A 12947-nucleotide genomic window follows, 5' to 3' on the forward strand; every position below is an offset into this window, starting at 1 on the left:
GGAAGTAGGAGTGGAAGTCATGAGCTCAAAGATACATTCCGTAGTCATCGTTGGCTTTGGTGGAATGGGAAGTTATCACGCGAAATTAATTAAGGATACTAACTCCCTAGAAGTGGTAGGGACATACGACTTGCTTGAAGCACGTCGTGCGGACTCCATCAATGCTGGTTACAAGGTATATGAAAGTTATGAAGAAGTATTAGCAGATCCTGCAGTTGAGATTGTTCTTATTGCGACACCAAACGATGTACACAAAGAAATCGCTATACGTGCGCTACAAGCTGGCAAACATGTTATTTGTGAGAAGCCAGTCGCTATGTCCAAGGAAGAGCTTCAAGATATGCTCGCTGCTGCGGATGCAGCAGGACGTGTGTTCATGGTACATCAGAACAGACGTTGGGATGAGGATTTCTTAACCATCAAAAAAATGTATGATCAAGAGACCATCGGTTCTTTGTTCCAGCTTGAATCTCGCGTACACGGAGCGAATGGTATTCCAGGAGACTGGCGCCATGTCAAGGCACAAGGTGGAGGAATGCTGCTAGATTGGGGCGTTCATTTATTAGATCAGCTCTTATTTATGATCGATAGCAAAGTCATCAGTGTGAGCAGCAGTCTGAGCTTTATTCTAGGCAATGATGTAGATGATGGATTTGAAGCCATCCTGCAATTTGAGAATGGAATTAAAGCTATCGTTGAGGTTGGGACAACTAACTTTATTACGCTGCCTAGATGGTATGTGAAGGGTATTGAAGGAACGGGCATTATCGAAGATTGGTCTTTAACTGGACGTTTAGTAACCAGAAACAATGAAGGTGAAAAGATCGAGCCTAAGCCTATACGTGCTGGTGTTGGATTAACCAAAACTATGGCGCCTCCTTCAGAAGGGGCTACGATTACAGAAGCTTTACCTCAACCTGCGGAGCTAGGCTCTAGCTTCTATGACAATTTCGCAGCCGTTATTGAGGGAACAGCTGAGCCAATCGTTAAGAATGCCGAAGTAATGCGTGTTCAGAATTTGATTGAAGCTATTTTTGAATCTGCTGAGAAGAATCAAGTAGTAAAAGACTTCGATATGTATGGTGAAGGTAAGTAAACTATTTGCAAAAGAGGTGACTTACAATGAAACTTGGAGTATTTATGGTCTTGTTTGGGGGTCGCAAGCTGGAGGATGCTCTTGATTATGTAGCGTCCAAAGGTCTAAAGGCGGTAGAGATTGGTACAGGAGGGAATCCTGGTAACAGCCATTGTGATCCTAAGATGCTTCTCGAGAATGAGACAGCATTGAAAGAATTCAAACATGCTGTGGAATCCCGTGGATTGACGATCAGTGCATTGAGCTGTCACGGAAATCCCCTACACCCACAAAAAGAGCTTGCCCAGAAGGATCATGAGGACTTTGTGAACTCGGTCAAATTGGCGCAGAAGCTAGGAGTTCCAGTCGTTAATACGTTCTCTGGCTGTCCAGGTGATCATGAGGGTGCCAAGTATCCGAACTGGCCGGTAGCTCCATGGCCAAATGATTATCAAGAAATTCTGGATTGGCAATGGGAAAATAAAGTGATTCCTTACTGGACTGAATGGGGAGCCTTTGCCGCAGAGCATGATGTGAAGGTTGGTCTTGAGCTGCACGGCGGATTCTCCGTTCACACACCTGCTACTCTACTGCGGTTGAGAGAAGCTGCGGGTGAAGTAATCGGAGCTAACCTTGATCCGAGCCATATGTGGTGGCAAGGAATTGATCCGGTGCAGGCAATTCATATTTTAGGCCGCCAAGGCGCAATCCATCACTTCCACGCTAAAGATACAGTTATTGATCCAGTCAATGTCAATATGCATGGCTTAACTGATATGCAATCTTATACCAAAATGCTTGACCGTGCATGGCAGTTCCGTTCGGTTGGCTTTGGACATGATCTTAAGACTTGGGCTGATATTATGAGCGCTCTTCGTTTGGTAGGATATGATTATGTGGTCAGTATTGAGCATGAAGATGGATTGATGTCTGTTGAAGAAGGCTTCTCCAAAGCTGTAAGTAATCTTCAACAAGTATTGATTGAGGAGCCACTAGCAGAAATGTGGTGGGTTTAGATTAAGGGGTATAGATATAAGAAATGACGTGCGCAAGCACGTCATTTTTCCTGTATTAATAATCTGAATTTTAAACCATACAAATTGGAGGACGATCATGCAGCCGATAAAAATACAGAGAGAACACAAACTACAAATTACATCCAGCATTCAGGATTATTTTGAAACGGAGCTGTCTAGCGAAATTGGCCAATTAGCAAGTGAGAATCTTCTTGATTTTATGCTCAAAGAACTCTCACCTTATATTTATAATCAGGCACTGGCAGATGCCCGTAAAGTGATTGAGCAAAAGATGATTTCCATTGAAGAAGAATTGTATGCACTTGAGCAACCACTAACATCTGCTAGAAGATAGTCCGCAACATAATGTATTGTTTACCGCTGATTGGTAACCGTTACGTCTGGATCAGTCTCAGCTTCATAATCTACACCCTCAGTCTCAAATCCGAATAACTGGAAAAACTCCTGTTTGTAGCTTTCTAGATCTGTCAATTCATAGATATTGTCTGTCGTGAGTTTATCCCAGATTTGAGTCACTTGATTCTGTACATCCGGGGACATCTCCCAGTCATCGATTCGGATACGCCCTTCTTCGTCCACAGAAGTCCCTTCGATCGCATAAAGACGTTCTGCAAACAACCGATAGGTTTGCTCAATACAACCCTCATGAAGTCCTTTCTCTTTCATGACTTTGTATAGCGCAGAAGTGTACAGGGGGACGACAGGAATTGCTGAGCTAGACTGTGTGACCAGTCCTTTCGTAACTGCTACATAGGCTCGACCGTCTATACTAGATAGTTCATCGTTAAGAGTGTGTGCTGTTAATTCTAGATGATCTTTTGCGCGTCCAATCGTTCCCTTCCGATATACAGACTGGGTAATCTCCGGCCCGATATATGAGAATGCGATGGTGGTGGCATGATCGGCCAAAGCTCCGGCTTGATGAAGAGCTTCAATCCAAAGCTGCCAATCGTCACCACCCATCACTCGAATGGTATCATCGATTTCTTTGTCTGTAGCAGGCTCAATAGAAATTTGACTGACTTCACCCGTATGAAAGTTTACGGTTTTATTCGTGTAGGTATCTCCTATAGGTTTAATTACGGAGTTATAAACTTCACCCGTCACAGGATCTGTTCGACGGGCAGAAGCAACGCTGTAGATGACTAGATCAACTTGTCCCAATTCACTGCGAATCAGCTGTATGGTTCTATCCTTAGTTTCTTTGGAGAAGGCATCACCGGTTACGCTGTAGGATTGAAGTCCAGCTTTCTCTGCAAGTTCCTCAAAGGCTGCTGAATTGTACCATCCAGCAGAGGCTGTACGGGCTCCATTGCTGCTGCTCTGGCGGTAGACGCCTACTGTGCTGGCTCCAGCCCCAAAGGCGGCTGTAATCCGTGAGGCGAGGCCATATCCTGTAGAGGCGCCAATGACAAGCACCTTGCGTGGTCCTTTGATCTCGGGTTGTGTCTGGATATATTCGATTTGCCGCTCTACTTGACGAGCGCAACCTTGCGGGTGTGCGGTAGTACAGATAAAGCCGCGTGTTCTAGGTTTAATAATCATGTTAATCGTTTCCTCTCTTTCATGAAAAGCAGGCTAATGAGACTCGTTTGTTCTAATTTTAACAATTTTCAATCAAATGGAGAAGGATTGTTTATCCTTTGATACTTATTTCATTATGGTGGTGAGATCTTGGAGAGCTTTACTAAAACAAAATTAACGACAGAGCAACAGAATGATTTGGTAGGTGTTACTTTTGGAAGCCATGTGAGCATTCAGCGAAGTACTGAACTGACAGGTGGTTATTTTAACGCAGCATATGACCTTTTATTATCAGATGGAAGAGACATGATTCTTAAGATAGCACCGTCAGCTGAAGCAGATACCCTTAGTTACGAGCATGATATTATGTCTGTAGAGGTTGCGGCGATGCGACTGATGAAGTCAAAAGGGACAGTACCTGTGCCTGAGGTATACGCTTATGATAACAGTAAAGAAATGATTTCAAGTGAGTTTTTTTTCATGGAGAAAATAGTTGGCCAGCCCTATAATGAAATTAAGGAAGCGCTAACTTCGCAGCAGAGAATAAGTATTGAGGAAGAGTTAGGTCGTTATTCCCGTTTAATTAATGAAATTCCTGGTGAGCGTTTCGGATTATTTAGTGCGTCCACACCAGTAAAAGGAACTTCATGGCGGGAAACTTTTAAGCATTTGATAATGAACCTGCTTGAAGATGCACGTCGTTTAAAGGTAGAAATGCCCATTCCGTTAGAAACTGTAGAGGCAGAGATCAAAAGTCACTTACATGTTATGGACGCAGTCGTTGAGCCTCGTCTAATACATTGGGATTTATGGGATGGCAATGTGTTTGTGCGAGAGGGCCGCATTGTTGCATTGATTGATTGGGAACGGGCACTTTGGGGCGATCCACTTATGGAATATTATTTTCGCTATATTGAGAATTCAGAGCATTTCTGCAGAGGTTACGGGAATAGCTTCGACAGCCCAAACGAACATGCCCGTAAAAAACTCTACGACTTATATATCGACTTAATTTACTTCATCGAGTGTTATTCGCGTAAGTACGATAGCCAAGGTCACCTTGAGTGGGCGCATGATAATCTGCTTGAGGGCTGGAAGCGGTTCATGAATTAACACATTTTTGACACAACTACAACATGACAGATAGGGAGACTGAGCAACAGTAGGGGAGAATTCTTATATTTGAACGGCTGAGTGTACATATTGATACCGTAAGTTTGCTGTAGCTGCTGTCGATACTACGTTTGTTTCATGATCATTTATGCACAAATAGCATTGCTTACTGATGTACATGACCATGTAACTTTTGCTTTGGTTGTATTATTCGTGTATATTTTGATAGTGGGCTTTAGAATCATGGCAGTATTCCTTCCATACCATTTATTGTATTTAGCAGCACCTAGTAGTTCTTCCTTATTCTCTATTTACGTATTTTAAAGAGGAGCTATCGCAACTATTGAGCACGCAATAATTAGATCTAGTACTAAAGTGTGAGGTTAGCCGTATTTTTTTCAGAAAAATCTTGACTAGAACCCTTAAAACTAGATAAAATAATACTTATTGCTTACAACATGCTGAGAATCATTATCATAATTGACGAGGAAATGAGAGGGTGACAAGATGGAGCGCCTTTTAGAGGTAAAAGACTTAGCGATATCATTCAAAACACACGGCGGAGAGGTACAAGCGATCCGTGGTGTTAGCTTCCATGTAGATAAAGGTGAAACTCTAGCGATTGTTGGGGAGTCAGGTTCGGGTAAAAGTGTAACCTCACAAGCGGTTATGAAGCTAGTTCCTACACCACCAGGAGAATATAAACGCGGACAAATTCTGTTCGATGGACAAGATTTGATTGGCAAGACAGAGAAGCAGATGCAGAAGATCCGCGGTAAAGAGATCGGTATGATCTTCCAAGATCCGATGACCTCTCTGAACCCAATGATGAAGGTCGGCAGACAAATTACTGAAGTGCTGCTTAAACATGAGAACATCTCCAAGGCTGATGCGAATAAACGTGGGATTGAGCTTCTCAATCTTGTAGGTATTCCTTCTCCAGAACGTCGCTTCAATCAATATCCACATGAATTCAGTGGTGGTATGCGTCAACGTGTTGTTATTGCAATGGCACTTGCTGCGAACCCTAAGCTTCTGATTGCGGATGAGCCGACTACTGCGCTCGACGTAACCATCCAAGCACAAATCCTTGATTTGATGAAGGAATTGCAAAAGAAGATTGATACGGCTATTATTTTTATCACCCATGATCTCGGGGTTGTAGCAAGAATGGCAGATCGTGTAGCTGTAATGTATGCCGGACAAATTGTTGAAATGGGAACAGCGGAAGAGATCTTCTACGATCCAAGACACCCATACACTTGGGGCTTGCTAGCTTCCATGCCAAGTCTAGAGAGCAAAGGATCTTTGCTAACAGCCATTCCTGGTACTCCTCCAGATTTGATCAAACCGCCTAAGGGCGATGCATTCGCACTACGTAGCACTTACGCTATGCAAATCGATATGGAGAAAGAGCCTCCAATGTATAAGGTTTCGGATACCCATATGGTGAAGTCTTGGCTAATGCATCCGATGGCTCCTCAGGTGGAACCGCCGGCAGTTGTTAAGAACAGACAACGTGTGCTTAAGAATGCTTATCCAGAGCCAGTTTTGGTACAAGAAGGCGCTAATTAAACAGATTATTTTACGAAAAATATAAAAGGAAACGTCAGGCCATTTCGATGGCTTGGCGTTTTTTTTTATGTGTATGAATGTTCACTATTATTTAAATAAATATGAATTAATACGAACTTAATTAAATAAAAGGATTGACTATTGTTCGTTTTCGTTTCAAAATGAAAAGGCATACATAGGGGGTATAACGATGAGAAAAGCAATTATGACTACAATGATCAGCGTTTCATTATTAGCAGTAACCGCGTGCAATGACAATTCAGCTAGTTCCAGCAACACAAATAACGTAGCTGACTCTGCGCAGCCTGTCTTCAAAAATGTATCTGTACATGATCCGTCGATCATTATGACAGATAACAAATACTATGTGTTCGGCTCTCATTTAGCATCTGCTAAATCAAATGATCTGATGTCTTGGACTCAGCTGTCCTCTGGGGTGGTAGAAGGAAACGTTCTCATTCCTAATGTCAAAGAGGAGTTTGCTGAAGCATTAAAATGGGCACAGACGGATACCTTATGGGCACCCGATGTTATCCAATTGGCGGATGGCAAATACTATATGTATTACAATGCTTGTAAAGGGGATTCCCCGTTGTCTGCACTCGGCATAGCTGTGTCGGACAATATTGAGGGACCTTATAAGAATAAAGGAATCATTCTGAAGTCAGGTATGATGGGCAAGGGTGATGATGGAGAAATATATGATGCCACTCAAAAGCCGAATGTAGTAGATCCGGATGTGTTCTTTGATAAAGAAGGGAAGCTGTGGATGGTCTATGGCTCTTACTCCGGTGGTATTTTTATTATGGAACTAGATGCTAATACAGGTTTCCCGCTGCCAGATCAAGGTTATGGCAAAAAGCTTCTGGGTGCGAACCATGCTCGGATAGAAGCTCCATATATGCTGTACAGTCCGGAAACGGATTACTACTATCTGTTCCTATCCTACGGTGGTCTGGCTGCAGACGGTGGATATAACATCCGTGTAGCTCGTTCAAAGGCGCCTGATGGACCTTTCGAAGATTCTGAGGGTCAAGATATGATTAATGCACAAGGATCGCCATCCGTATTGTTCGATGATCCAGCATATGCTCCTTATGGAGTGAAGCTAATGGGGAATTTCGAATTCTTGAATACAGATGACGAGCTGCCAGTGAGTGGAGAAGGATATGTATCACCAGGTCATAACTCAGCGTTTTATGATGAAGAGAATGGCAAGTATTATCTGATCTTCCATACACGGTTCCCGAATCGTGGAGAAAAGCACGAGGTAAGAGTTCATCAGATGTTTATGAACAGTGAGGGTTGGCCGGTTGTAGCCCCGCACCGCTATGGCGGAGAGAGCATAGAGAAATACACAAAAGAGCAAATTTCAGGCGAATATAAATATGTAAACCATAACAAAGACATTACGGCTGATATCGTGCAGTCGGAGCTAATTGAATTAACTAAAAGCGGTAAGATTAAAGGAGCAGTAAAAGGGAAATGGAAGCTTATTGATGATCATACTGCTGAGCTTACCATTGACGGTTCTACTTATAATGGGGTGTTCCTGAAAGAGTGGAATGAAGCAACAGCTAGTAACGTTATGACGTTTACTGCGGTTTCCAAGGAAGGTATCTCTATCTGGGGGAGCCACGTATCAACGATGGAATAATAGATTTTTTTGAAATTTGCAGTAGAAAACGGGGTTCCAATTAGTCCTGAGAATGACTAAGCTGGAACCCCGTTTTATGGATGAGTGGTCAATCTTCAAACTTTCGAATCACAATGACAGCATTATGCCCACCGAAACCAAAGGAGTTAGACATGCCTATAGTAAGATCAGATTTTCGCGCAATGTTCGGGACATAATCTAAATCACAGATGGAATCTTTGACCTCCTGATTAATGGTAGGTGGGATGATTCCTTCTTGAATGCTCTTAATTAGGGCAATGGCTTCTAGGCCACCGGCCGCCCCTAAGGCGTGTCCAGTCATGGACTTATTAGCGGTTACGGGAATCTGGTAGGCTTGATCACCGAATAACTTCTTTATCGCAAGGGTCTCAGAGCGGTCACCTACTACTGTACTCGTGGCATGAGCACTAATTACATCCACCTCTTTGGGCTGGAGATTAGCTTCATTCAGGGCCAGCTTCATCGCTTGATAAGCACCAATTCCTTCTGGATGGGTGGCGACCATATGATAGGCATCAGAGCTGGCACCATAACCGATAACCTCTCCGTGAATCTTGGCGTTTCTACGCTGCGCATGAGAAAGTGACTCCAGAATAACTATTCCGCCACCTTCACCGATAACAAATCCGTCACGTTCCCCGTCAAAAGGCCGACTGGCCTTAATCGGCTCCTCATTTCGAGTGGATAAGGAGGTGGCATTGCCGAAACTGGCTAAAGAGATTTCAGTAATGGCTGCTTCTGATCCACCAGCAATTACGATGTCGGCACCTCCATAACGGATCAACCGGAAGGCTTCACCGATTGCCGTATTTCCAATAGAGCAGGCAGTTACTGGAGACATTGTAGGACCTAAAGCTCCTAATTTAATGCTGATCATCGCCGCAGCCATATTAGAGATCATCATGGGAATTAAAGTGGGGCTGACCCGATCTGGTCCGCGGCCCTTTAGCACATTCCCTTGTTCCAACAAAGTTTGAATTCCACCAACGCCTGATCCTACATAAACCCCGAGACGTTCCTTGTCAATCTTATCAAGCTGTAGACCGGAATGTGTCCAGGCATCTTCAGCGGCTGCCAGGGCGAACTGACTAAATCTATCCATTCTGCGTGCTTCTTTACGGCCAAATCTGGCCTCCGCATCGAAATCATTCACGACTCCCGCGATCTTTGTCTTAAAGTTAGAGGTATCAAATGAAGTGATTGGGGAAATACCCGACTCACCAGAAACTAGACGATCCCAGAATTGTTCTATTGTATTTCCAAGGGGCGAGATTAAGCCCATACCTGTAATAACTACGCGTTCCATAATGAACCTCCTCAAGAAGTGTATATAGGTATTTTTCCACTTATTTTATCCTATTACAAGTTATCGTTTATCCTAGTATAATTTGTACTATACTAAAGAATGTAACAGAGAGGAGAGTAAGCGTATGGCTAATCAGACGAGATTGCAGGCATTATCAGATTTCTTAAAAGCACGCCGTGCTGCGATCTCACCCAGCTCTGCTGGGCTGCCAGAGGGCACACGCAGGAGAACGCCTGGACTTCGCAGGGAAGAAGTTGCACAGTTAGCGGGGGTAAGCAGTACCTGGTATACGTGGCTAGAACAGGGCAGGGATATTAAAGTATCTTCGTCTGTTCTGGACTGTATTGCGACTGCCCTAAAGCTAACTAATGATGAGAGGAAATATCTTTTTGCACTAGCACTAGAGACTGGAACAGGGAACGTTTTATTTAAGCAAGAGGAATCCTCTATAATAAGTCCTTCTCTACAGAAAATTTTACAGGAGCTTAAGACTTGTCCTACGATTATTTCAGACCGGCGTTGCGGGATTGTAGGTTGGAATGAGGCTGCAGCACATGTGTTTCTAGATTTCTCTAAGTTGCCCATCGAGGAGAGAAACATGATTCGTTTGTTATTTGTTCGTAAGGAGTTCAGACGTTTAGCTGTAAATTGGGAACACTTCGTAAGTGGTTATCTATCCATCTTCAGAGCTTATTACGGACAATATGTAGAGGATCGTTGGTACGATGAATTTATTGAGGAATTAAAGGAACTGCATCCAGCGTTTAATGAAATGTGGGAACAAAGTCGTGTAAGCTCTGCTCCAGATGTGCTATTGGAATTCAGACATGCCAAAGCAGGGAAAATGTTATTTCATTTAACCTCACTACAGGTTCAAGGCAGCACAGATTTACGTTGTAGTATTTATACGCCTGCTGCGGATTCAAATACTGAAATCAAACTGAAGCAGCTTATGGAGCAGCATAAAGAATGACTTAGGTAGAAGTTCATAGAAAAGCATCTCTAGCTGAATTATCAACTAGAGATGCTTTAGAGAGCATTGTGAAATGAATCTTAGAAATCTGATGTTGAGATTTCAATAAATCCGAATGTTGTGCCCGAAGGAGTACTTAAGAGTGCTGCAACCAACAGTGCATGAACTTGAAGTGTAAGACTATTGAATGCTGGAATCGTGTAAGTGATAACTGGAGCATTCACACGGGTTAATACCAGTTGTACCGGATGGTCCGAGATATTGTTTACTGTAACTGCAGCATTAATACCACCTGCAAGGTTTTCATAATATGATTTGCCAATGACAGGTTCTAAAACAAACAATTGAAGCGGTAATACGATGGCCATAGTAACGACCTCCTTTTCTTTTGATAGGATATACTATGCGATAAATCTATTGATGGGAGAGCGAATGACACGGTGAATTAGCACTTTTTGATAGGGGACAAGGAGCTTGTTTTTGCGGACACTACGATACTTATTCATAGAAAACGGGTATGTCCGTCAGCCGTCTACATGGCTATGGGACATACCCGTTTAATTGTCGAAAGATTAATGAGTGGCTATATTCTTTTTATTGGCGTGTTTACTTCCATAGATTCTGTACAATATCAATCCGAACAGCATACCGATAAATGACATCACGGAAATTGTTAAGTAAAGGACCTTACCGCCAAAGGCTTCATATAATGCTCCACCAGCATAAGAAGCGAGAATACCTGATACACCGAAGAATAGTAGCGCCAACACAGTTTGACCCGTAGCACGCCATTCCACAGGCACAATACTATATAGATACTGAATAGCTGCGGAGTAGAATACCGGGAAGGTAAGGATTTGTAAAATCTGTAGATAAGCTAATAAATGCGGATCAGATATCCAGGCCGAAATAAAGAAACGAAGAAAATAAAAGGCTCCAGAAATTGAAATAATGATTAACTCTTTTCCTTTGCGCAGCCACCAAAAGCTTAAGGCAAACACAATAATTTCACTCATTGCGGCGATAAAGAACGATTGACCAACTAATTCAGGACTGCCACCAAGCTCGCGAATATAAACCCCAAGGAAGGTATCGTTCATTCGTGCGGGAACGGAGCTAATAAATATGAGTACTAGAAATAGCAGTGTTTCTTTGTTACTAAGAAAATGCTTCAGGCTGTCAAGTGTGACCGGTTTACCGGTCACCGGAGCATCTGGCATGAACCAGCTGACCACAAAGCTTGTAAGACTAATCGCGACGAACAGCAAGGCCATACCTTGTGAACCGAAATAACTCATCACATAACCTGTGAGTAAGGCCATAACACCGTACCCCAACGCACCGTATGTACGTATCGAACCATAGCTAATTCCAGCTGCCTCAGAGATCCGGAAATTCAAGCTTTCAGCTAGCGGATCGATAGGCATTAAGAAGAAATAGAGCAGCATCGCAAAAAGAATAAGTCGCACGTAGCTGCTAGAATCGAATAAAAAGTATCCCGTCACCGCAGAACATAACAACAGAATTAACAGCACTTTGCGGATCGTTCTTGTTTTGTCACTGATCATCCCCCATAAGGGTTGAGCAATAATGGTAACAAACCCTCCAGTACCAATAATGAATCCAATTTGCGCCGGATTAAGACCTTGCTCCCCTAGATAGACTGGCAGAAAAGGAATGAACATAGCCAGCAACGCAAAATACAAAAAGTTAAACCCTCGTAATAGTGTTGGTGCATTCATAAGTTTTTTTACCTCACGTAATAATTAATATTTGTATAGAGTCAATTTTGTTATTGTATCATGGATGTTGAATGATTAGGATATAAAACTATGATAAACTGAGAATAATTAAAGCAAAATGCAAGGAGAAAAGCGGATGATAAAGCTGGTATCATGGAATGTTAATGGCCTTCGGGCCTGTGTCAAAAAAGGGTTTAATGACTATTTTAAAGAAGTAGATGCGGATATCTTCTGTGTTCAAGAAACAAAGCTTCAGGAAGGGCAAATTACACTGGAGCATGGCGAAGAATACGATCAATACTGGAATTACGCAGTGAAGAAGGGCTATTCCGGTACGGCAATATTCACTAAAATCAAGCCGATCTCTGCGAGATATGGGATGGAAGAAGATGAAGAAGCAGAAGGCCGGATCATTACATTAGAGTTCGAACATTTTTATCTGGTCAACGTCTATACGCCTAATGCCAAACGAGATCTGTCTCGCTTGGAATATAGAATGGAATGGGAGGACCGTTTCCGTAATTATCTCTTAGAACTGGATAAGCGTAAACCAGTTGTTGTCTGTGGAGACCTAAACGTTGCCCATGAAGATATTGATATCAAGAATGCAAAGGCTAACCGTGGGAACTCCGGTTTTACGGATGAAGAGAGAGGGAAAATGAGCACACTGCTAGAGTCGGGCTTCATAGATACGTTCAGATATCTTCACCCGGAGCTAGAGGGAGTGTATTCATGGTGGTCTTATATGCCGAAGGTGAGAGAGCGGAATGTGGGCTGGCGAATTGATTATTTCTTAGCTTCTTCTAGACTTGCACCTAATGTAATTGATGCTCAAATTGATTGTCAGATCATGGGTAGTGATCATTGCCCAGTCATATTGAAGCTAGCTGATTTTTCAGAATAAAAAAAGTGATATAAGGCCGC

General features: G+C 42.9%; 12 protein-coding genes. 8 read left to right on the forward strand and 4 right to left on the reverse strand.

From position 1 onward, the window contains the following. The first annotated feature begins 19 nt into the window (after window positions 1-19). The 3 genes from MHI27_RS12910 (at window position 20) to MHI27_RS12920 (ending at window position 2446) form a co-directional block, all read left to right on the forward strand. Window positions 20-1096, forward strand: a complete 1077-nt coding sequence (locus tag MHI27_RS12910; RefSeq protein WP_405176426.1) for a Gfo/Idh/MocA family protein — start codon at window positions 20-22, stop codon at window positions 1094-1096. Between the two features lie 26 nt (window positions 1097-1122). Further along, window positions 1123-2091 (forward strand): sugar phosphate isomerase/epimerase, encoded by a 969-nt coding sequence (locus MHI27_RS12915; protein ID WP_042187542.1) that lies wholly within the window; start codon window positions 1123-1125, stop codon window positions 2089-2091. A 97-nt stretch (window positions 2092-2188) separates the two neighbouring features. Then, window positions 2189-2446 carry a DUF2164 domain-containing protein gene (locus tag MHI27_RS12920; protein WP_042187544.1) on the forward strand — a complete coding sequence of 86 codons (258 nt, stop codon included), beginning with the start codon at window positions 2189-2191 and terminating at the stop codon, window positions 2444-2446. 20 nt (window positions 2447-2466) lie between these two features. On the opposite strand, the gene fabV is transcribed toward MHI27_RS12920, so the two are convergent. Beyond that, window positions 2467-3657 carry an enoyl-ACP reductase FabV gene (gene fabV / locus MHI27_RS12925; RefSeq protein WP_405176427.1) on the reverse strand — a complete coding sequence of 397 codons (1191 nt, stop codon included), beginning with the start codon at window positions 3655-3657 and terminating at the stop codon, window positions 2467-2469. A 129-nt stretch (window positions 3658-3786) separates the two neighbouring features. Between fabV and MHI27_RS12930 the strand changes: the two genes are divergently transcribed. From MHI27_RS12930 to MHI27_RS12940, 3 genes are all read left to right on the forward strand, one after another. Continuing rightward, a complete protein-coding gene (locus tag MHI27_RS12930; RefSeq protein WP_405176428.1) occupies window positions 3787-4749 on the forward strand; it encodes a phosphotransferase family protein in 963 nt (320 codons plus the stop codon). A gap of 507 nt (window positions 4750-5256) precedes the next feature. Then, window positions 5257-6324, forward strand: a complete 1068-nt coding sequence (locus tag MHI27_RS12935; RefSeq protein WP_076282847.1) for an ABC transporter ATP-binding protein — start codon at window positions 5257-5259, stop codon at window positions 6322-6324. A gap of 190 nt (window positions 6325-6514) precedes the next feature. After that, window positions 6515-7981 carry a glycoside hydrolase family 43 protein gene (locus MHI27_RS12940; protein ID WP_405176429.1) on the forward strand — a complete coding sequence of 489 codons (1467 nt, stop codon included), beginning with the start codon at window positions 6515-6517 and terminating at the stop codon, window positions 7979-7981. An 88-nt stretch (window positions 7982-8069) separates the two neighbouring features. Here MHI27_RS12940 and fabF read toward each other — a convergent pair whose 3' ends face one another. Further along, window positions 8070-9308 carry a beta-ketoacyl-ACP synthase II gene (gene fabF / locus MHI27_RS12945; protein WP_405176430.1) on the reverse strand — a complete coding sequence of 413 codons (1239 nt, stop codon included), beginning with the start codon at window positions 9306-9308 and terminating at the stop codon, window positions 8070-8072. Between the two features lie 124 nt (window positions 9309-9432). Between fabF and MHI27_RS12950 the strand changes: the two genes are divergently transcribed. Continuing rightward, window positions 9433-10281 carry a helix-turn-helix transcriptional regulator gene (locus MHI27_RS12950; protein WP_405176431.1) on the forward strand — a complete coding sequence of 283 codons (849 nt, stop codon included), beginning with the start codon at window positions 9433-9435 and terminating at the stop codon, window positions 10279-10281. Between the two features lie 80 nt (window positions 10282-10361). Here MHI27_RS12950 and MHI27_RS12955 read toward each other — a convergent pair whose 3' ends face one another. Together MHI27_RS12955 and MHI27_RS12960 are read right to left on the reverse strand one after the other, a co-directional pair. Beyond that, entirely contained in the window at window positions 10362-10649 is a 288-nt protein-coding gene (locus tag MHI27_RS12955; RefSeq protein ID WP_076299411.1) for a hypothetical protein, read from the reverse strand. Between the two features lie 204 nt (window positions 10650-10853). Beyond that, window positions 10854-12023, reverse strand: coding sequence for an MFS transporter (locus MHI27_RS12960; protein WP_076299410.1), 1170 nt, complete (start codon window positions 12021-12023; stop codon window positions 10854-10856). A gap of 139 nt (window positions 12024-12162) precedes the next feature. Between MHI27_RS12960 and MHI27_RS12965 the strand changes: the two genes are divergently transcribed. Then, window positions 12163-12927 carry an exodeoxyribonuclease III gene (locus MHI27_RS12965; RefSeq protein ID WP_149644574.1) on the forward strand — a complete coding sequence of 255 codons (765 nt, stop codon included), beginning with the start codon at window positions 12163-12165 and terminating at the stop codon, window positions 12925-12927. The last annotated feature ends 20 nt before the right edge of the window (window positions 12928-12947 follow it).

Source organism: Paenibacillus sp. FSL H8-0261 (genome assembly GCF_045040645.1).
Taxonomy (GTDB): domain Bacteria; phylum Bacillota; class Bacilli; order Paenibacillales; family Paenibacillaceae; genus Paenibacillus_AQ.